We start from the raw sequence: 20,508 nt of genomic DNA, 5'->3' as shown, positions 1-20,508 counted from the left end.
CGCCCGGCAGCATCGACCAGGTGGCCGCCAGCTCGGCGGCGTCCTTGGCACGCTCGATCGTGTCGTCGAGATCGATGGCCGCGGCGGCGCGGAGCCTCAGCAGGTCACGCGACGAAAGCACGCCGACCAGCATGCCGCCGTCATCGCGGACGGCGAGGTGGCGCACTTTCAGCCGATCCATGCGGCCGATCGCCCGATAAGCGAAGGCGGCGGCGCGGATGCTTATCAGCGGTCGCGTTGCGATGCTTGCGACCGGCATGTCAAAGGCGCGCTCGGCGTCGGACGATATGCGGCGCAGCAGGTCACGCTCGGTAACGATGCCATAGTCCTCAATCGGCTGATCCGGCGCTCCTCGGTCGGACACAAGGACCGAACTGATCTTGCGCTTCACCATGAGGTCGATGACCTGCCTTGTCGGCTTAGTCGACTTCACCACGACCGGCGGGCCGCTCATCAGGCTGCCGACGCGATGGCGATAGGCATAGGGATCAACCGGCTGAAACGCGGGAGCCTGGGGTCGCGACACCGGCTCGGCCCAGCCGGCGCGATGGCCGGCTTCGAGAGCGTCCGAAAGGGCAAGGCAGGCGACCTCTGCCTCTCCGAGTGTTCGGATGTTGCGCTTGCGCAGTTCCGGAATCAGCGTGGCAAAGATGTCTCCCGCCGCGATCGCATCGCCCAGAGCCGAATGGCGGCCAGCTATCTCCAGGCGAAGCCAGGCGGCGATCGTTTCCAGCGAATGGTCTGCCAGATTGGGATTTGCTATGGTTGCAAGAAGCCGGACGCACAGCGCCCGAGGCTTTTTCCAGGGCAAACGGGCGCGTCGGCATTCGCGCTCCCATACCGCCAGATCGAAGCCGATCGAGTGGCCGACGAGGATACGGTCCCCGACGAACTCCTGGAATTGCGCCCATGCGTCCAGGAAGGTCCCGGCCCCGTCAACATCGGCATCCGTGATGCCGTGGACGAGCGAGACCTCGGACGGGATCGCTTCGCCGGGATCGATGAGGAGATCGAGCTGACGTTCCCGGACGACCTTGCCATGCGCGATGCCGATCGCGCCGATCTGGATCACGCGTGCCTTTGTGGCGTCGGGCCCGGTTGTTTCGGTGTCGACGGCCGCAGCCGCAATTGCTATCAGCGGTGTCGCGCCGGTCGCCGGCTTCAATTTCGTCCCTTTCGGCATAGCCGATAGCATTCCTCTGCCGGATGTCCCGGCTTGCCGAGACAGCGCTCTGTCGATGCCGGAAAGGTCGATCTTGCTTGCCCTGCAGCATAGCCGATCCTAGAGAGAAGCGCGGGCCGCGAAAAGACGTTGGCCGCGCAAGTGGAGGGCGGCCGCGATGTCGGCTGTAATGCGCCACAAGCGGTCATTGGGGTCCTCGCCTATCTTCGACTAGCTCGGGCCGGAAGTGGGACCGATCGCTTCCAGCGGTAATCATAGCAGACATTCAGTCGTGCCGGAGCGAAGTTACTGGCTGATCGTTGGGGGCCTTTGCCTTCGCTCAGCGGGAACGTCGCTAAGGGGCGAGACGTGACCCTGATGGCGGCGCAAGGCGGTGGCTGGCGATCTGCCGGCTTCTGACACTAATCCCGGCCCTGACTGTCAGGAGCTTCTTGACTATGCCAAAGGCGGCCACGAATGCCTTGCGATATGTTCGACAAGGCGAGGTGCTTCCTCGGCGATCGCCAAGATGATGCCTGACTTGCGTGTGGAGGCGAAGTCCAGCCCTGCGAAGTAAAGGCCCGGCAGGGCGGCCACGCCATCCGCGTGAACAGGCTGTCCCGCGCTGTCGAGCGCACCGGGAAGCCTCATCCAACTGAAATCGCCCCTAAAACCCGTGCACCACACCACGCTCGTTACGCCGGAGCGGGAGAGATCGAGTGAACCGATCGTCGGGTTCGGCTGACGCATCGCGACCGTCTCCGCCGGGTCGGGCTCCGCAACGGGTGCATCGATCCCGGCGCGGCTGATATAGTCGTCGACATGGCGTTTGACATTTTCGGAGGCTTCATCCGCAAAGCGGGCATTCGCTTCGAGATCGTCGGCGAACGAGAGGCTGCCGCCATCCTCGATGCCGGTGAGGCGCCCAAGAAGCACGACACCCTGGGCGCTCAGCGCCTGAAGGCTTATCGTATGCATCGACCCGAGCACACCACGCGGCGGGATGCGTCCCGCAAATCGAATGACTTCCTCCCGGCGCACGTCGAGAAACCCACTTTCGAGCAGCCAGACCATGATGTCGCGACCCCGGTAGCGCCGTGGGAGCCGTCCGACACGACTGGTCGCAAGGAAGACCGTTCGACCCACGTCCGCCAATTCCTCCGCGATCTGAACACCAGATTGGCCGCCTCCGACCACCAGCACCGCTCCATCGGGCAGATCGGCAGCGCTGCGGTAGCCGGAGGCGTCGATCTGGTGGAGAGCTGGCGACAACGCGGTGGCCCAGACCGGGCGCACCGGACAATTCAGGCTGCCGCTTGCGACGATCACATTGCGCGCCCAAAGCGTGCCGTGTGAGGTGGTCAGCCGATAGGCGCCATTCTCGTGCGTGAGTTCGCTTACCGCAGTATCCGGTTCGATCGGCAGCGCGTTGCGCCCAGCGAAATCCTCAAGGAGAGTGACGAACTGATCGCGCGTCAGGGCACCATCCGGATCCGGACCGTCATAGCAATCGCCCGGCATGACGGTCTGGACGTTGGGAGTATTCATCCGAAATGAATCCCATCGCTGTGTAAGCCAGGTCTCTCCTATGCGGCCCCGCTCCAATACGCTGTGGCGCAGGCCCCGTCGCGCCAGCCAATAGCTGACACCCAGGCCGGCCCAGCCGGCCCCGATGACGACAGCATCGAGAACATCGCCGCCGTCAGTCATTTGCTGCGGTGATCTCATAATCGCCCCCCCCGGCGATCTCGCCAGCCCCGCGCAGCATTAAGCCTTGTCCATGGCAATGAGTCCAGCACCGCCGATTTCCGTCCGACTGGCCGAGCGCATTCCGGTTCGCCAGCGCCGCCGGGCCGCGTCGATGGCCAAATTTTAGGCTGTGGCGCTCGCAAAGTGCGCCGGTCGGTCCGGAGCTGCGCCCGCACGTCCATCCGAATCCCGGAGGTTCACCGTCCAGGCGGCATATTCGCCTTAAAGTGATTTGATACGGTCGAAGCGCTCGCACATTGTCGGCCAGTTTGTTGCCGAGGCAGCCGATGGACGAGATCAAGCGGGTTGCTGTGGGATGCATCGGGCGCGCCGTTATGTTCGGATCGCTTGCCATCGGCTGCGTCATGATCGGCTTCTCCTTCAACCCGGTATCCGCCTTCCGCGCCGGCGCGTTCCTCACGCTGACCATGGTTCTGGCGTTGATGTGGAAAGCCACGACCGCAGGCAGCAAGAATCCCAAGCACACCGAAGTCTGGCTCTATCTCGACGAGAAGTCGCGCCCAGCCGATGGCCCGGCGCGACGGGTGTTTGGCACCATCATGAGCGACGTTTACAAACTCTACGCCCGGATCGCGCTCGGCGTTGCGGTCGGCTTCTTCCTGGTGTCGCTCGTGCTGATGCTGTTCGGTCTGGAAGCTTACAGGCCGCCCAGCAGATAGGAGGCCGCTCCGCCCATCCCCGTCCCTCCGCCTGCAGGAGCCCGGGGTTTTTATCACTTGGCCGATCAGGCTCGGAAGCATAGCTCTAAGCAGAAAACAAACCAAATTATCATCATAATTGAGAAAAACATTCTAATAATCGCTGGAAAATAGCACTCGACAAAGTCTACTGATTTTATAGATTAACCGCCGAAGACGGAGGTCGATATGTCCTATTTCCAGAACGCCCGGACTGCCCGCAAAGGCCAAAGGCTTGGTTCTGACCAGACTTGGCGGCCGGCCTATGCAGGCGCCTTTGCCTATCTCGTTTTTGCCCTTGCGTTTGTGTTCACCGGAGCGGTTGTTCTGGGCCTTATCCCTTGACCATGAAGTCCCGAGCCGTCGGGCCCTGAATGATCAGGGGGTAGCGACCTGCCGCTTTCAGAATACCGGAGTTGAATGAACCGAATTCAGGTGCGCTTTTGCGCGCCCGTGATCCCAACGTGATGGAGGAGATGGCAATGCCGATCGAGTTCACGCATGTTCCCGGTAAAACTCACCCCGCCGACTCAACCGTGCCGTTTTTCTACGATTTCGCGGAAACCGCGACAAAGCTGTCGCTGGTCGAGGACATCGGTTTCCAAAAGATCGTCGTCGACGATCCGGCTGGGCTGCTGACCAATATGGATATTGCCGCCCAGGCGCTGAGCCGCACCTCATCTCTGGAGGTCGTTCTCGCACATTGGGCGGGTGTGATCGAGCCGACGGTGGCGGCGCGGCAATTGGCAGCCCTCGACGCAGAAAGTGGCGGTCGGCTGTCGCTCAGGATGCTCAGCGAGCCGCTGAGCGACGACGATGCCGAGGCACGTCCGGTCGGCCATACGGTCGTCTGGCAGCGGATCGACGAATATCTGGTGCTGCTGAAGCGGTTATGGTCGAACGACAGGCCGTTCGATCATGAAGGCGCCTTCTACAGCGTCAGGTCCGGGTATGTGCCGCGCAAGGGACCGCATGGCGCCGACATGACCATCCGCATGGGCGGACAGTCCGGAACGGCCCTCAGGGTCGCCGGGCGGCATGCCGATGTCTTCGAGCTGACGCCAGGTTCGCTCGACGAGATCCGGCAGCTGATGGAGCGGGTGCGCAGTGCCGCCGCCGAACACGGCCGGGCCGGCAAGCTGCGTTTCGCGCTTCCCGTCAGGATCCGTTCGGAGGACAACGCCGCCTGTCAGAAGGCGGTCGAAATTGCCGGGCCTCCGGCGCAGGTCGCGCTGGCGCTGCTTCCTTACGCGGCCTTGGGAATCCAGGAATTCATGATCGTTGGCGTCGACAGGCCACGCGAAATCGCGACGGCTGGCCGCGAGGTGATCGCGCTGTTGCGCAACTCGGTGGCGCGTCGCGAGGCCGATGCCCCGCAGCCCGAGGCGTTTGCGTCCCGCGTGGTCCGGGAAACACGTGCCGCAGGCTGAACGCTGGTTATTTCAGGACGCGTTCGACAATGTCGCCGAAGGTCGGCGGGTCGAACGCCGGCAGAATGAGAGGCTCGACGAAGCCGTCGCGCCGGGCCGTCAGCACATACTGCATCATGGCCTCGTTATCAGGCATTTCAAAAACCTGAACGAAGTCATAGGCGCCGAGCGTGGCATAGAAGGCGACGGATTTGCCGCCAAGGGCTGCAACCCGCTCCTCGCTGATTTTCCGGCGATTGGGGCTGCCGGCAAGCTCAGCCAGCCCCTTGTCGGTCAACCGCATCAGCGAGACGTAAAGCCGGCCGGTCTTGGCTGCGGCGGGTGTGTCGGCAGTATCTTCGGGCATATCAGTGCGCCTTGCCGGAGAGTAGCGACAGCGCCGCGATAACGGCGCTTGAATCGGTCAGCGCGCCGAAAATCCCATTTTCGACCGTCACCATGTGGAGTGCAGCCTCATGCGCATATCTGTCGCCGCTGGCGCAAGCATCCGTGATCGTCAGGCACTGGAAATTCCGGTCGCAGGCCTCGCGCAAGGTCGTGTGCACGCAGACATCGGTCGTGCATCCTGAAAACAGCAGATGCGTGATGCCCTGCGCGCGCAGCACGTGCTCGAAATCGGTGTAGGTGAAAGCGCCATTGCAGGTCTTGTCGACGATGATGTCCTCAGGCGCGACGTCGATCTCGGGAACGATCTGGAAGCCGGGGCTCGAACGCAGCAGGATGTCGGTACCCTCAAGGCCGGCCCGTTTGCGGCGCCATTTCTCATAAGGCGTCATGTCGGCCATGTCGGCCCGGTAGCCTTGCCTGGTGTGGATGATTTTCAGGCCTGCCGCGCGGGCGGCCGCGATCAGGCGGTTGACCGTCGGCAGGATGGCTCGCAGCGGGCTCGGATCGTATCCCTGCTTGGCGAAATAGCCAGATGTCGACAGGAAATCCTCCTGCATGTCGATGACGACAAGAGCAGTATGTCCAGGCACCAGCCTGCCGTCGTAAGGAAAATCGAAAGGCGTCGCCTTGATCATTTTTCTCTCTTCTCCAGCGAGATATGTTTCGCCGGCTCAAGACCCCCGGGTTTCGTTCGGCAGGACGCCGATAGCGGACGGGTCAATCCGGCAGTCGATGACTTGTCCGGGAACGGCCGCGACGGCTGCTTCCGAGCGCAGCGTCGCAACCATCTGTTCGCCGGTCGCCGTCCGCAGCAGGATGCGTTCCAGCGCGCCGACAAAGGAATTCTCGACGACCGTCGCGCGAAAGCCGATCTCGTCGTCCGTTGCCTGCCCGATGCAGATGTCCTCGGGGCGCACCCACACGGTCAGACTGTCGCCGGGCCGTTCGCGGTCTTTGACCAAGGGAAAGCCGAAGCGCGTGCCGAACGCCTCGACCATCGTCTCGTCATCATCGGCACGATGGCCGGACAGGAAATTGTTCTCGCCGAGAAAACCGGCGACGAAGCGCGTCGACGGTTTTTTGTAGAGGTCGCGAGGCAGCCCGATTTCGACGATGCGGCCGTGGTTGAACACTGCGATGCGATCGGACATGGCGATCGCCTCCTCCTGGTCGTGGGTGACGTAGACGAAGGTCACCCCGGTCTCGCGATGCAGCCGTTTCAGTTCCTTCTGCATGGATTCGCGCAGCATGCGGTCGAGCGCCGAAAGCGGCTCGTCGAGCAGCAGGATGCGCGGCCCGAAGGCCAGGGCGCGGGCGATGGCAACGCGCTGCTGCTGGCCGCCCGACAATTCGCGCGGCTTGCGCTCGGCCAGATTGTCGAGGCCGACCAGCGACAGCATTTCGGCCACCCGCGCGGCGATCTTCGGCTTCTCCCATTTGCGGACGCGGAGGGAGAAGGCGATGTTGTTGGCGACGGAGAGATGCGGGAACAGCGCATAACCCTGGAAGACGAAGCCGAAATTGCGGTCCTCGGGGTCGACATGGGTGATGTCCTTGCCGTCGAGGCGGATCGTCCCCTTGCTCGGCGTGGTGAAGCCGGCCAGCGACATCAGCAAGGTCGTCTTGCCGGACCCCGAGGGCCCGAGCAAGGTGACGAACTCTCCCGCCTCGACCGAGAGGTTGATCCCGGTCAAGGCGGTGACCTTGTCATAGGTCTTTTCGAGATCGTCGATGACCAGCAATGCCATCAGTTCGAGACCATATCAGATCGGGTCCCTGATCAGCGGTGCGGTCGAGCAATGCAGGCCGCCGCCGCCGAGCTCGACCGTCTCGTAATTGCAGGTCAGCACGGTGATCCCGGCCGCGTCGAGCCTGTCGGCCAGGCGCTTCGAGCGGCTGCCATGCATGATCACCCGGCCGGGCGCGACGGCCAGGCAATTGAGCGACATGGCGCTGTCCTCGGGAGGCAGTTCGATCATCTTGATGCCGCGCTTCTCCAGATACTCAATGAACGGGTAGGGCAGTTCGTTGACATTGACGATCGCCGTCTCGACGTCGACCATAATGAAAGCGCCGTCGATGTGAATACGGTATCCGGGCATCGGCACCTTGATCAGCGTCACGCCGAGGCCGGCGAGGATGCTCTCGACCTGCCGCACGCCTTCCGGGTTGCAGGCGATGGAGACCGTGCAGACGGCGGTCTTGGCATCGATGAAGGCAAAGCCGCCGCCCTCGAAGACGGCCGATCCGTGGATGGTGCCGAGAATCGGGCATCCGGCCTTGGCCAGTGCCCGGGTCACCGGCAGTTCCTCGCCGCGGCGCACCCGCCGCGCCAGGCGGGTGACGATGGCGCCGCCCGGAATGCCGATGACGCTGTCGCGCGTGTAGATCTGCTTCATCGCGCCGGGAGCGGCCTTGTCGACGAGAATGACGTCGACGCCTTCCGAACGCAGCAAACCGGTGAATTCGTCGTGGGCGCGCTGCATAGCGGGCAGGTCCGGCATGGTGCGGCCCATCCAGTACCAGCCTTTTTCCGGATCGCCGAAGCCGCCGACCTCGGGCATCGGCTTGTTCTCGACGACGGAAAGCTCGTCGCCGGGGCGATGCATCAGGACGGCGCGCAGCTTGCCGACATCGTTCGAGCAGCCCCAATGGCGGCCCCATACCGGGATCTGCTCCTCAGCGGTGTCGAAGCCCGGTTCCGGAACGGAGCCGAAGATGCTGAAGAACTTGTTCTCACGGTATTCGTTGTCGCTCATCGCGGTGCTCATGGGTATTCCTTTCCTTTCGATCTGTTTCCGAGGTGTTTGAATTTAGAATTTCCGTTGCCGTTGCCTGCGTTCGATCAGCGCTCGTGCGACCAGCGCCAGCACGGTGACGACGAGCAGGACAGTTGCGATCGCCGCCAGCGCCGGGTCGACGGCATCCTGGATGCTCGTCCAGATGCGGCGCGGCAGCGTGACGACGGCGCGTCCGGTGATGAACAGCGTCACCGTGATCTCGTCCCAGGACGCGACAAAGGCGAGCAGGGCGCCGGCGGCAACGCCGGGAACGATATTCGGCAGGATCACCTTGCCGAAGACGGTCATCGGCCTGGCGCCGAGGCTTCTCGCCGCCTGCACCAGCCGCTGGTCGAGGTTGGAGAGCGACGCGCCGATGGCCAGCACCGTCAGCGGCAGGGCCAGCACGACATGCACCAGGATGACGCCGGTGTAGCTGTCGAGCAGCGACAGCCGCGCCCACAGCTTGACCATGCCGACCGCGTAGATGATCGGCGGCACGATCATCGGCGACAGCAGGAGGATGCGCATCAGGGACGGCCACCAGCCGCCCGCTGCCCAGGCGCCGACGGCGAAGGCGACGCCGAGAGCCGTGGCGATCGCGGCGCAGGCCAGCGCGATGCCGGCGCTGGTCAGCATGCTTGGCAGCCAGCCCTTGCTCCAGTCGGTCAGTGCCGCGAAATGCTCCATCGAAATGCCGTCCTGCGGCAGCGACAGGTAATCGCGGTCGGTGAGCGCGACCGGGATCACCACCAGGATCGGAACGAACAGGAAGCCGAGCAGGCACCAGGCGAGCAGGCGCGGCAGGCCGACTTCTATGATGCGCCGGAGCCTCATTGCTGCGGCCTCGCGACGAAGGCGGCGCGCAGCGCCGGGCTGCGCATGGCAGCGAAGATAATAATGCCGACCACCAGAAGCAGCATCGTCGACAGCGATGTTGCCAGATCCCAGCGCGAGGTGCTCGATATCTGAACCGAGATGTATTCGGCGATCATCAGGGTTTTGCCGGCGCCGAGCAGAGCAGGCGTGACCAGGAAGCCGAGTGAGAAGACGAAGACGAACAGTGTCGCAAGCGCGATGCCCGGCAGGCTGAGCGGCAGCCAGACGCGCCAGAAGATCGTGGCCGGGCGTGCGCCTAGCGAGCGCGCCGCCTGCATGATACGGCGGTCGATGTCCGACAAATTGGCATAGAGCAGCAGGATGGCGAACGGCATCATGTAGTGCACCATGCCGATGGTGACGCCGAAGAGATTATAGACGAGGTCGAGCGGGCTCGAGATGACGCCCATCTCCATCAAAGCGCTGTTGAGAACGCCGCGCCGGCGCAAGATGGTGATCCAGGAAAATGCCCTGACCAGCACCGATATCCAGAACGGCACCAGCACCAGGAACAGCGAGATGCGGCGCCAGCCTGCCGACATATGGATGATGGCGAAGGCGACGACGTAACTCGCCAGCACGGTCAGCACCGTCGTCATAACAGACACTTTGAGCGTCGTCATGACGACGCGGCCGACCGCTGCGTTGGCGAACAGGCTCTGGTAGTTGGCAAGGCCGAACTTCGGCTCGGTCAGGCTCAATGCCAGAACCTGCAGGATCGGCGCTGCATAGAGGCCGATCGCCACCAGGCTGGCGGGAACGGTCAGCAGCAGAGCTGTTGTCTTGAAATTGCGCATCGGATCAAATTCGCATCGGATGAGGGGCCGCCGCCTTGCCAGCGGCAGCCCTTCCCTGTTGGCTCGTCAATCAGCTCGAGATGAAATCCAGATACTTGTTCTGGAGCTCGGTCTCGTGTTCCGCGTAATAGGCGGGGTTGAGCATGATCTGCGAGGCCGCGTTCTCCTTCGTCGTCGGGTTCACGGCGGCGTCCGCCGGCGTCATCAAGGCCAGGGTCTTGGGATTGGAAGGCCCGTTGCCCATGATCTGCAGCAGCACGAGCTGGCCTGCCGGATCGAGTGTCGAATTGATGAAATCGAACACTTTCTTGCCGGCGGGATTGCCCTTGGGAACCGACCATGCGCTGGCCGAAAGGATGTTCTGTTCCCAGATCCATTTGAACTTGTCGGGCGTCTCCTTGTTGAGCAGGTTGGCGCGGGTGTGCCAGATGTTGCCCATCACGACTTCGCCCTCGCGGAACAATTGCTGTGTCTGCGCGCCGCCTTCCCAGAAGATGATGTCGGCAAGCATCGGCTTCAGCTTCTTGAACGCCCGGTCGACATCGAGCGGATAAAGGTCGGCGGGCGCGACGCCGTCCGCCATGAGGACGAATTCGAGCTGGCCCTGGATCCATTTGCACATGGTGCGTTTGCCGGGGAATTTCGCCGTGTCGAAGAAGTCGGCCCAGCCGGTGGGTGCTGTGCCCTTGGTCGCCTCGGCGTCATAGGCGAGCACGTTCGAATAGACATAGTTCGAGACGCCGAACTCCCCGGCGAAATTCTCGGGCACCTGCGATTTGTCGACGATCGTGTAGTCGATCGGCTCGACCAGATTGCCCTTGCCCAGTGTCAGCGAGTCGATCATGCCGCCGTCGGTGGCGTCCCAGATGACCTTGCCGGACTCGACCATGGCCCTGATTGTCCCGACCGCTGGCCCGGCCCCGTCGATCACCACTTTCATGCCGCTCTTCTTGGTGAAGGGGTCGCCATAGGCCTTGGCGAAGGCGTCCGCCGCGGCACCGCCCCAGTTGCAGACGACGATTTCGGAGGCGTCGGCCTGGGCAACACCCGGCTTGAAGGCGGCCGCAAGTCCGAGGCCGCCGAGGGCAAAGAGGAAAGATCGGCGATCGATCTCACCGCGGTTGAATTTTTCCAGCGCGATCTGCGCCGCGTCTTGTGCGAAATGCGAGATTGTCATTTTTCATTCTCCCATTGTTGATGGTGACTGCATGTCTTCGCGGATTTGATCCGTCTCTGTTTAGATTCCCACTCTTGCCGGCGGTCGATTTTCCGCTGAGGCGTTTCCTGCCAGTTTCCAATGCGCCTTGCGCGGCGCGGCCACGGAGTGGCGCACGACAAGCTTCACCGCTACCGGCGCCACGTCCGGAATCTCGGCGCCGTTGATGTGGTCGATCAGCAGTCCGACCGCCCGGCGCCCGAATTCCTCGGCGGATTGGTGGATGGCCGTCAGCGGCGGATCGAGAAGATCGACATTGCGGATGTCGTCGAAACCGACCAGCGACAGCTCGGCCGGCACGGTGATGCCGAGCTTGCGGCAGCCTTGCAAAATCCCCAGCGCCAGCATGTCGGCGGAGGCGAAGATGGCGGTCGGCGGACTGTCGAGGGCGGCGAACTGCAGTATGGCACGAAGGCCTGACTGTTCGTCGTAGTCGCCGAAGAAGACGTGATCGGGATTCACCCTCAGGCCACTATTCTTGAGACTGTCCTTGAAGGCCCCGAACCGTTCCCTGCTGCTGAGCAGCGCCGGCGGGCCGCCGACGAAGGCGATCGCCTCGTGCCCGTGCGCCAGAAGATGATCGGTGGCAAGCTGGGCGCCGAGACGGTTATCGGCAAACAGTCGCGGCGCCACGGCGCCCGGAACATCCTCGTCGACCAGGACGACGTTGCTGCAGGCATTGATCTTCTCGACCAGCGCGCCATCGTCCGGATGGTTGGTCATCAGCAGAATGCCGTCCACCTGCGCGTCGTCGATGCGCGACAGGAAGCCCAGTTCCTTGGCCGCGATGTTGCGGCTGTTGAACATCACCAGGCTATAGCCGAGACGGCTCGCTTCCTCTTCCGCCGAACTCGCGATGGCGGCGAAAAATGGGTAGGAGATGTCGGAAACGATCAGGCCGATGGTTTCGCTGCGGCCCTTGCTGAGGCGTCGCGCGATGGCGTTGGGGCGATACTCCAGCTTCGCCACGGCGGCTCTGATGCGCTCGCTGGTTTCCGCGGGCAGCTTGATACGGCCGTTCAGGTGACGTGACACGGTGGTGACCGAGACGCCGGCCGCGTGCGCCACATTCCTGATCGTCGATGCAGCGGGCTTTTTCATCGGAGGCTCGGCCACATTCCTTCAACAGTGCAAACGTCTGCGGCCCTCATATCGACTTCTCCCGACAGCCGAGAGTTCACCATAGGCAACAGGGTTTGTAAACCGCTTTACTAAACCGGTTTCGTGAATTTGCGATCTGTCTTCGGAAACATAGGGTGGTGCCGCCACTAAAATTCGCGGCAGGGCGTGGTCGTGTGCTGATCCCTAACGGAGCCGGCTAACAGTGGGATCTTCCGACGCTATCTGGCCGCCAGCCGGTAGCGCTTGACGGTGCGAAGGCCAGCGCTCATTGCCGGCCTTTCCACATCAGCACCATGAAATAAGGCCCTCCGACCAGGGCAGCCAGCAGGCCCGCCGGAATCTGCCATGGGAAAATGAGCGTCCGGCCGGCCCAGTCGGCCAAAACAAGGATCATCCCGCCAAGGATCGCGGATGCGAAAAGCGGCGGCAAGGCGCGTTGGAAGCCGAGCATGCGGGCCAGGTGCGGCGCCATCAATCCGACGAAGCTCAGCGGTCCGATGACAAGCGTGGCTACTGTCGTCGGCACCGCAATAAGCACCAGGAGGATGACCCGAACGCGAAAGAGGCTAAGCCCGAGCCCGCGCGAGGCGGCTTCTCCAAGCGGCAGGATTTCCAGCCAGCGGATTGTGAGGGGCACGACGGCCAGCAGAGCAATTGCCGTCACAGCTGCGATTGTGGCATCGGCGGCGGTGGCCCGGTAGGTGGAGCCGGATAGCCAGCCGATGAGCGTATCGAGCCGAGGATCGCCGCTGGCGAGCAGCACCGCCGAGAATGCCGATGCCATCGTCGCCACGGCGACACCGGAAAGCAGCAGCCGATCATTCGCGATGGGTTGCCGGCGGCCGGTCTGCGAAATCATCGCCAGGCTGGCCAGAGCCCCGACGAGACCGGCCGCGATCATTGCCGGGCGGCTGACATCAGAAGTCGCGACGAAGAGCAGCGGGATGCCTAGCGAGGCGCCGCCGGAAACACCCAGCACCTCGGGCGCCGCCATCGGATTGCCGGTCATCCTCTGCATCAGCGTGCCGGCCACGCCCAGCATCATGCCAGCGGAAACTGCGACGGCGATGCGAGGCGCCCTGAGCGGCAGGAGGTCGGCAAGTTCGGCGGCCGAGGCCACGTGCCAGCCGGCCGCGCCTCGCCCGACAACAAGCGCGGCGCAGAGAAGAAGCGCCATCACGACAAGCCCAGCCAGCAGATAGACCCACCCGCTTCGCCTGCGCACGGAAGACAGCATGGCGCCGTCCCGATCCGGGCTGGTGCGCAATTTCGGCAGGAGAAGAAACAGCAGCGGCGCACCGAGGAAAGCAGTCGCCACGCCTGCCGGGATTTCGGAGGTGAACGGCACGACCTGCACCAGCCGGTCGGTCAGCCACAACAGCGCGGCGCCCGCTAGGGGCGCCCAGATCATGCGCTGGCGCAAGGTCCGTGCGCCGGCGAGCCTGACCAGCGCCGGCGCCGCAAGCGCCACGAAGCTGATGACGCCGACGGCTGCGACCACCATGCTGCTCAGCGCGACGGCGACAGTCATCCCGGCCAGCCGTGTCACCACGGGTTTCGTCCCGAGGCTTTCCGCACCCTCGTCGCTCAGGTCCAGAAGCCGCAGCGGCCGGAGCAGAAGGAAGGCAGCAACGCCGGCCACCGCGAGCCATGGCGCGAAGCCGAGCACCACGGCGTCGCCGTTCTGGATCAGCGAGCCGCTCTGCCAGATGAAAAGCTCCTCGGAATATTCGCGATTGGCTGCCATCAGCAGGGCGCTCGCCGAACTGCATGTCAGGCTGACCACCAGGCCCGAAATGATGATCGCGACCGGCGAGAAACTCCGGCCCTGGGCCAGAGCCAAAACCGCCAGCGTCGACAAGGCGCCGCCGGCGAGCGCCACCCATTCGCGACCTTGCTCCAGCATCCACGGCGCGTAGAGCGTGGCGATCGTCAGGGCGACGGTAGCGCCTGCATTGGTGCCGATGGTCGTCGGCTCGGCGAGCGGATTGCGCAGCACCTGCTGGAGCAGCGTGCCGGTCAGGCCGAGCGCCGCGCCGGCCAGCAGGCTGATCGCCAGACGCGGCAGAAAGGCATGGCGATAGAGCAGCTGCCGCGGATCGGCAAAGTCCGTCGCCCCGAGCGATTGCCACCACATGTCGGCGGGCAACAGGCGCAAAAGCTGGGCAGCGGTAAGATATGCGGCGAGCACCGCCGGCACGCCGACGAGGGCGACGAGCATCCAGCCGCCTGCCACGAAACGAGCACGAGGGCCAGCCGTGGACTGCATGACGGTCATGCCCGGACCAGAAAATTTGCAAAACGGGTAGCGGCGGCAAGTCCGCCAAACGGCCATACCGGCGGGATTGTTCTGACGTTGCCGGCTTTGACGCAGGGAAGATTCGCCCAGAGGCTGCTTTGGTCAATCCTGATCTTCACATGCGGGGGGATCGGATCGAGGGAAATCACGCGAGCCTCGCCGATCGCAACCAGCTCTTCGATGCCCAGCATGGAAAACCCCCAGCCATCGGTCGGCGCCGTCCAGGCATTGGTGAGGCTCAGCCTGTCGAGCACGTCCTGGAACAGACCGCCCTTGCCGTAAACACGGACGTGACGGTCGTCGAACATGCTGACCACAGCGAGCGGTTGGCGTGCCTGTCCCGACAATTGTGCCCTGATCTGGGCGATTGCCGCCGCCGTCTCCTGGATAAGCCGTTGCGCCTCAGCCTCTCGGTCGAGTCGCAGGCCAAGTTTCAGCGTTTCAATTTCGGCCTGGCGATAAGGCGCCTCGGCACCGTCGTAGAAGGGCACGGTGTGCACTGGCGCGATCCGCTTGAATGGTGCTTCGTCGAGCCCGAAGCCATAGGCGCCGGTGATCAGGTCGGGCTTGAGTTCCAGGAGCAGCTCGAGATTGGGCTCGCCGCGCGAGCCGAGATCGATGCAGCCGGCTGGAAGAGCCGGACCCACGACCCAGTCGCGGTAACCCTTGGTGTCGGCGACAGCGACCGGCCCGATGCCGAGCGAGATGACCATCTCGGCCGAGGTCCATTCGAGGCAGGCGATCCGCGGCGGCGGTGCCGCACGCGCCAGATCGCCGCGCAGACCGAGGCTCGTCGCGGCCAGGCCGGCAAGGCATCGGCGCCGCGTCAGGGGTGCCAATTGGGTCCGGGCCTGCACGCGAGGGTCACCATGTGTACTTCACCGAGCCCTTGATCCGGCGACCCTCGCCATAAAAGCAGCCAAAGCTTTCTGCGAAGCAGGAGGCGACATAGCGCTTGTCGAACAGATTGCTGACATTGAGGTTCAGCTCGGCGCTCTGCCATTTGTAGTGGAGCGCGGCATCGACGAGCGTGACGGCCGGCACCTTGAACGTATTGGCGTCGTCGCCGTAGGTCGAGCCGACATAGCGGATGCCGGCGCCGAGCCCGAGGCCCTCCAGCCTGCCGCTGCCGACAGTGTAGTTCGCCCACAGCGAGGCCGCGTGTGTCGGCACGCCGAAAGGCGTGTTGCCCTGGTTGCTCGTTCCATCCTCGTTGATGCTGGTCGGGCTGGTGATCTCAGTGTCGAGATAGGTGTAGGCCGCCCTGAGATCGAAGCCGGAATCAAGGCTCGCAACACCTTCCAGCTCGATGCCGCGCGAGCGGATCTCGCCGGTCTGGAAGATGTCGTTGGGCGCGCCAACGCCGCCATAGCGCACGACATTCTGCCGGGTCAGGTCGAAGGCCGAAACGGTGACGAAGGAGTTCCAGCCGACCGGCTGATATTTCAGGCCGATTTGGTACTGCTTGCCGGTTTCGGGGACGAGGGGATTGCCGTTGCTGTCGGGGCCGGACACCGGCTGGAACGATTCGGAATAGCTGACATAAGGGGCAAGACCGTTGTCGGCGAGATAAAGCAGGCCGGCGCGGCTGGTGAAGGCGTCGTCCTTCTGGCGGGGATCGAAAGCGCCGGCCAGATTGTCGTAGACTTTCGAGTCCGCCCAGTCCTGTCGGCCGCCGAGCGTCAGCCGCCAGTTGCCCAGCTTGATCTGGTCCTGCGCGTAGATGCCGACCTGCGATTGGGTCGTGTCTGTGTCTGTGTAGGGCGTCAGATCGGTGATTGGGCTGCCATAGACCGGATTGAAGATGTCGATCGGATCGACCGTCCCCTCCGAGGCATAGTCACGATAGGTGTAGCGCTTGTAGTCGAGGCCGAGAAGCAGTGTGTGGGCGAGCGGCCCGGTGTCGAAATCGGCCTGCGCCTGATTGTCGATGGTCACGCCGCTCAGCCTGGTACCGCCGGCATCGGCATAGCGAGAGTATGTGCCATAGGGCGTCCCAGGTCCTTCGGGCGTCTCAGGTTCTTCCTCTAGAAGTCCACCACCGAAGACGCCTTCCTCGTAGTGCTTCAGATAGACATAGCGGGCATGCTGGCGAACCTGCCATGTCTCGTTGAAACGGTGATCGAACTCGTAACCGATCGACACCTGGTCATTGTTGTAGGTGTCGAAGTCCGGTTCGCCGACAAATCGGCTGTTCGGCAGGATGTGTCCGTATTTCGCAGGCCTGATAGTACCGTCCGCAGGCAGATACTGCATCGCCCATCCCGAGCGGTCGCGCTGATAGTTGGCGAGTATCGTCAGGCTGGTATCGGCATCCGGCTGCCAGGTCAGCGCCGGGGCGATGAAGATGCGGTCGTCCTTGACGAAATCTGTCTGGGTGTCGCCCATATGAGCGGCGCCGGTGAGGCGGAACAGCAGCGACTTGTCGGCGTTCACTGCCCCGCTGAAATCGAACTTTCCTTCATAGCGGTTGAAGCTTCCGGCGCCGAGCTCGACCTCGCGGAGGTTCTCCTCGGTCGGGCGCTTGCTGACATAGTTGATGATGCCGCCAGGACTTGCCTGGCCGTAAAGAACCGACGCCGGCCCGCGCAGGATTTCGTAACGTTCGGCGCCGTAGGAATCGAGCGCGGTGAACAGCGTGAAATTGCTTTCTTTGAGCTGCAGCCCGTCCTTGTAGAAGACGCCGCTGGAGTTCGAAATGCCGCGCATCTGCAAGCCGTGGCCACGATTGTCGGTGCCGTAGAGATTGCCGCTGGCGCCTGGAGTATAACGCAGCGCGCTGTTCAGGCTGTCCACCGCCTGCGCTTCCATCTGGTCTCTGGTGACGACCGATATCGACTGCGGCGTTTCGATCAGCGGCGTGTCGGTCTTGGTGGCGGTGGAGCCCTGGGTGGCGACATAGCCGTCGACCGTTCCAAAGGCGCTTTCGACGCGTTCCTGGACGTTGATCGGGTCGAGAGTGGTGGTCGCCTCCTGCGCGACGGCGTGGCCGCCGCCAAGCAGCACAGGCAGCGACATCGCTGCGATCAGCAGGTTTCGGCGCGCAGTCATTTCATCTCGGATTCTTCCGCGACCAGAACCACCCACCATCTCGGCACGCCCCACTTTTTCGAATTTCGACGCAAATCCGGCGCGTCACGACATTTTGTTGACTCAAAAAGTCATCTTCATTGTTGACTAGTAAAGTCATGTTTCATAGTCAACCGGGCATCGGCGCCGAAAAACCGGATTGCCGAAATGCGCGCGCGAAGCCAAAGAGAGGCCAACACCGTGGCTGGAACACATGCCCAGACTGCCTTCCATGTCGAAGCGGTGCGCTTTGCCGTCGGCGAGCGGACGCTGCTCGGTCCTGTCACACTCGAGCTGCAACGCTCGCGCGTCTATGGGCTGATCGGGCACAACGGCTCGGGCAAGTCGACGCTGATCAAGCTCTTGGCGCGCCAGCAGCCGGCAAGCTCGGGCGGCATCACCTTCGCGCAGCGTCCGCTGGTGCAGTGGGGCGCGCGCGAGCTCGCCCGCGCGCTGGCCTACCTGCCGCAGACGACGCCGGCGGCGACCGGTCTTACCGTGGGCGAATTGGCGACGCTCGGGCGCTATCCCTGGCATGGCGCGCTCGGCCGCTTCGGGCACGAGGACAGGCGCCATGTCGACGAGGCGCTGGTCCTGACCGACATGGCGGACTTCACCGACCGGCTGGTGGACGAACTGTCCGGCGGCGAGCGCCAGCGCGCATGGCTGGCCATGCTGGTGGCGCAGAATGCCGGCGTCATGCTGCTCGACGAGCCGATCTCGGCGCTCGACATCGCCCATCAGGTCGAGGTGCTGGGGCTAGTCAGAGACCTCAGCCGTAAGCGCGACCTGTGCGTCGTCGTCGTGCTGCACGATCCCAATATGGCGGCGCGCTACTGCGATGAACTGATCGCGCTGAAGGACGGCAGGCTGCTGACGCGCGGCACGCCGGACCAGATCATGCAGGGCGACGTACTCAAAGGAATTTTCGGTGTCGAGATGGGTGTGTTCGCGCACCCCGTCACCGGCCAGCCCATCGGCTATGTGCAATGAGGCCACTGTGAGAATGAGGAAGAAGCCCTTGTCCAGACATGGTTTGTTCGCCGCGTTGATCGCATCCGTCATCCTGTCGGCCGGCGGCACTGCCGCCCAGGAGCAACCGGGCACGGCCGCCCAGGAGCAACCGGGCGCGGCTCCGGCGATCGAGGCGCCCGCTCCCGCGCCGCCGGCGGAGGCCGCGCCAAACGCCGTCGTGCCGCAGGCGACGCAGCCCGGCGTGACCACGCCCACCCAGACCACACCCATCGAGACTGGTCCTTCGGCGGCGACGTCCCTGACCCTGCCGCATGATCTGTCGCCATGGGGCATGTTCATGGCAGCCGACATCGTCGTGAAAGCGGTGATGATCGGGCTGGCTTTCGCGTCCTTCGTCACCTGGACGATATGGCTGGCCAAGTCGCTGGAGATCCTTGGCGGCAAGCTGCGCGCACGCCGCGCGGCACAAGCCATCGGCAATGCCGCGACGCTGAACCAGGCCGGGCGCGCGCTTGGCCACAATGGTGGTCCCGGCGCCCTGCTGGTGCGGGCGGCGGAGGAAGAGGCAGCGCTTTCGGCCGGCTCGCTCGACCATGTGTCCGGCGACGGGCTGAAGGAACGGGTCACCTCGCGACTGTCACGCATCGAGGCGGCGGCGGCGCGGCGCATGTCGCGCGGCACCGGCGTGCTGGCGACGATCGGCTCGACCGCGCCGTTTGTCGGCCTTTTCGGCACCGTCTGGGGCATCATGAACGCCTTCATCGGCATCTCGCAGGCGCAGACCACCAATCTCGCGGTCGTTGCCCCGGGCATTGCAGAGGCCTTGCTGGCCACCGCGATGGGCCTTGTCGCGGCGATCCCGGCGGTGGTCATCTACAACGTCTTTGCGCGATCGATAGCCGGCTACAGGCAGATCCTTGCCGATGCGTCGGCGGGGGTCGAACGGCTGGTCAGCCGGGATCTCGATTTCCGCACGGTCGCGCCGGCAAAGTCGATGGCCGCGGAATGAACACGGAGCGACGCCATGGCGGCTAGAATTCGAGAGAACATCGACGGCGATCTCGAGGAAAACCACGAGATCAACGTCACGCCGTTCATCGACGTGATCCTGGTCCTGCTGATCATCTTCATGGTCGCAGCACCGCTGGCGACGGTGGACGTCAATGTCGACCTGCCCGGCTCGAACGCGACGCCGGCTCCCCGGCCGGAGACGCCGCTGTTCCTGACGCTAAAAGATGATCTCAGCCTGGCAATCGGCAACGATACCGTGCCGCGCGAAACTTTCGCCGCCACGCTCGTCGGCAGGACAAAAGGCGACAGGCAGACGCGCATCTTCCTGCGTGCCGACAAGGCGGTCGGCTATGGCGATCTGATGGAGGTGATGAACCTTTTGCGCGGCGCCGGCTATCTGAAGATCGCGCTGGTCGGCCTCGAGACGATGCCCGGCGATGCCGCTGCGCCGCAAGATGGAACGGGCCAATAATGTCGCCGGCCGCCGCCCTGCCGATGGCCGATCAGCGTCGTTTCGGCGTGCGCGAGATGGCGTGGTGGGCAGGCGCGGCTGCGCTGGTTCTGGTGGCGCATGCCGCGATCGGCTATGCGATGCAGGGCTGGCGCCCGGCCGCGCCCGATGGCGGGCCGCCGCAGGCGCAGGTGATCGAATTGTCGCCGATGGCGTTCACGCCGGCCATGCCGGCCCCGATACCGGACGAGGTGACGCCCGATCAGCCGGACCCGGCCGAGGAGCCCGAGATAGCCGAAACGGAGCCTCCGCCCGAACCGCCCGTCGAGCAGGCAGAGCCGGTCGTCGAGCCGTCGGAAACCGCTCCGGCCGATGCAATCGAGCCCACCCCGCCGACCGTGGCGGAACGGGTCGACCAGCCGCCGCTCGAGGAGGCCGTGCCCGAAATTGCCGAGGCCGTCACGCCGGAAGTGGTCATTCCGC

18 protein-coding genes and 1 pseudogene are annotated in these 20,508 nt (G+C 64.0%); 6 read left to right on the top strand and 13 right to left on the bottom strand.

Annotated features, from left to right (window positions below):
- A partial coding sequence (locus tag EOB36_RS27960) for an exonuclease domain-containing protein (protein WP_164897632.1) occupies nt 1-1,183 on the bottom strand: 1,183 nt, incomplete at its 3' end.
- A 435-nt stretch (nt 1,184-1,618) separates the two neighbouring features.
- A complete protein-coding gene (locus tag EOB36_RS27955; RefSeq protein ID WP_128286147.1) occupies nt 1,619-2,872 on the bottom strand; it encodes an NAD(P)/FAD-dependent oxidoreductase in 1,254 nt (417 codons plus the stop codon).
- Between the two features lie 326 nt (nt 2,873-3,198).
- On the opposite strand from EOB36_RS27955, the gene EOB36_RS27950 reads away from it, so the two are divergent.
- Nucleotides 3,199-3,591 carry a hypothetical protein gene (locus tag EOB36_RS27950; RefSeq protein ID WP_127205300.1) on the top strand — a complete coding sequence of 131 codons (393 nt, stop codon included), beginning with the start codon at nt 3,199-3,201 and terminating at the stop codon, nt 3,589-3,591.
- Nucleotides 3,592-4,091: 500 nt separating this feature from the next.
- The gene (locus EOB36_RS27940; protein WP_095485130.1) at nt 4,092-5,039 is read left to right on the top strand and encodes an LLM class flavin-dependent oxidoreductase; all 948 of its coding nucleotides are present in this window, start codon (nt 4,092-4,094) and stop codon (nt 5,037-5,039) included.
- 7 nt (nt 5,040-5,046) lie between these two features.
- Here EOB36_RS27940 and EOB36_RS27935 read toward each other — a convergent pair whose 3' ends face one another.
- The 11 genes from EOB36_RS27935 to EOB36_RS27885 all read right to left on the bottom strand — a co-directional run bounded on the left by EOB36_RS27935 (nt 5,047) and on the right by EOB36_RS27885 (nt 17,570).
- Nucleotides 5,047-5,385, bottom strand: a complete 339-nt coding sequence (locus EOB36_RS27935; protein ID WP_095484988.1) for a GYD domain-containing protein — start codon at nt 5,383-5,385, stop codon at nt 5,047-5,049.
- A gap of 1 nt (nt 5,386) precedes the next feature.
- On the bottom strand, nt 5,387-6,061 hold the full coding sequence (locus tag EOB36_RS27930; protein WP_126104416.1) for an isochorismatase family cysteine hydrolase: 675 nt from the start codon (nt 6,059-6,061) through the stop codon (nt 5,387-5,389).
- A 36-nt stretch (nt 6,062-6,097) separates the two neighbouring features.
- Nucleotides 6,098-7,174: an ABC transporter ATP-binding protein gene (locus EOB36_RS27925; protein WP_127288278.1), complete on the bottom strand. Its 1,077-nt coding sequence runs from the start codon at nt 7,172-7,174 to the stop codon at nt 6,098-6,100.
- 15 nt (nt 7,175-7,189) lie between these two features.
- Nucleotides 7,190-8,197, bottom strand: a complete 1,008-nt coding sequence (locus EOB36_RS27920; protein WP_006327249.1) for an arginine deiminase family protein — start codon at nt 8,195-8,197, stop codon at nt 7,190-7,192.
- 42 nt (nt 8,198-8,239) lie between these two features.
- Nucleotides 8,240-9,043 (bottom strand): ABC transporter permease, encoded by an 804-nt coding sequence (locus EOB36_RS27915; RefSeq protein ID WP_128286146.1) that lies wholly within the window; start codon nt 9,041-9,043, stop codon nt 8,240-8,242.
- Nucleotides 9,040-9,882 carry an ABC transporter permease gene (locus tag EOB36_RS27910; protein WP_128286145.1) on the bottom strand — a complete coding sequence of 281 codons (843 nt, stop codon included), beginning with the start codon at nt 9,880-9,882 and terminating at the stop codon, nt 9,040-9,042. The genes EOB36_RS27915 and EOB36_RS27910 overlap by 4 nt, the downstream gene beginning before the upstream one ends.
- Nucleotides 9,883-9,952: 70 nt before the next feature.
- Nucleotides 9,953-11,059 carry an ABC transporter substrate-binding protein gene (locus EOB36_RS27905; RefSeq protein WP_095484994.1) on the bottom strand — a complete coding sequence of 369 codons (1,107 nt, stop codon included), beginning with the start codon at nt 11,057-11,059 and terminating at the stop codon, nt 9,953-9,955.
- A gap of 60 nt (nt 11,060-11,119) precedes the next feature.
- Nucleotides 11,120-12,199: a LacI family DNA-binding transcriptional regulator gene (locus EOB36_RS27900; protein WP_128286144.1), complete on the bottom strand. Its 1,080-nt coding sequence runs from the start codon at nt 12,197-12,199 to the stop codon at nt 11,120-11,122.
- 286 nt (nt 12,200-12,485) lie between these two features.
- On the bottom strand, nt 12,486-14,441 hold the full coding sequence (gene fhuB / locus EOB36_RS27895) for a Fe(3+)-hydroxamate ABC transporter permease FhuB (RefSeq protein ID WP_164897631.1): 1,956 nt from the start codon (nt 14,439-14,441) through the stop codon (nt 12,486-12,488).
- A 53-nt stretch (nt 14,442-14,494) separates the two neighbouring features.
- Nucleotides 14,495-15,376 (bottom strand): ABC transporter substrate-binding protein, encoded by an 882-nt coding sequence (locus tag EOB36_RS27890; protein WP_245467915.1) that lies wholly within the window; start codon nt 15,374-15,376, stop codon nt 14,495-14,497.
- A 7-nt stretch (nt 15,377-15,383) separates the two neighbouring features.
- Nucleotides 15,384-17,570, bottom strand: coding sequence for a TonB-dependent siderophore receptor (locus EOB36_RS27885; protein WP_245467914.1), 2,187 nt, complete (start codon nt 17,568-17,570; stop codon nt 15,384-15,386).
- Between the two features lie 219 nt (nt 17,571-17,789).
- Between EOB36_RS27885 and EOB36_RS27880 the strand changes: the two genes are divergently transcribed.
- The 4 genes and pseudogenes from EOB36_RS27880 to EOB36_RS27865 form a co-directional block, all read left to right on the top strand.
- Nucleotides 17,790-18,581, top strand: coding sequence for an ATP-binding cassette domain-containing protein (locus tag EOB36_RS27880; RefSeq protein WP_164897630.1), 792 nt, complete (start codon nt 17,790-17,792; stop codon nt 18,579-18,581).
- A gap of 28 nt (nt 18,582-18,609) precedes the next feature.
- Entirely contained in the window at nt 18,610-19,572 is a 963-nt protein-coding gene (exbB, locus tag EOB36_RS27875; RefSeq protein WP_128286141.1) for a tonB-system energizer ExbB, read from the top strand.
- 15 nt (nt 19,573-19,587) lie between these two features.
- Complete coding sequence (gene exbD, locus EOB36_RS27870; RefSeq protein WP_128286140.1) at nt 19,588-20,046, top strand: TonB system transport protein ExbD; 459 nt, start codon at nt 19,588-19,590, stop codon at nt 20,044-20,046.
- Nucleotides 20,046-20,508, top strand: a pseudogene (locus EOB36_RS27865) (energy transducer TonB); the annotation flags it as partial. The gene exbD and the pseudogene EOB36_RS27865, both read left to right, overlap by 1 nt.

Origin of the sequence: Mesorhizobium sp. M6A.T.Cr.TU.017.01.1.1 (assembly GCF_004023115.1) — a bacterium.
Classification (GTDB): domain Bacteria; phylum Pseudomonadota; class Alphaproteobacteria; order Rhizobiales; family Rhizobiaceae; genus Mesorhizobium; species Mesorhizobium mediterraneum.
This window is presented reverse-complemented; position numbering and strand designations above follow the sequence as displayed.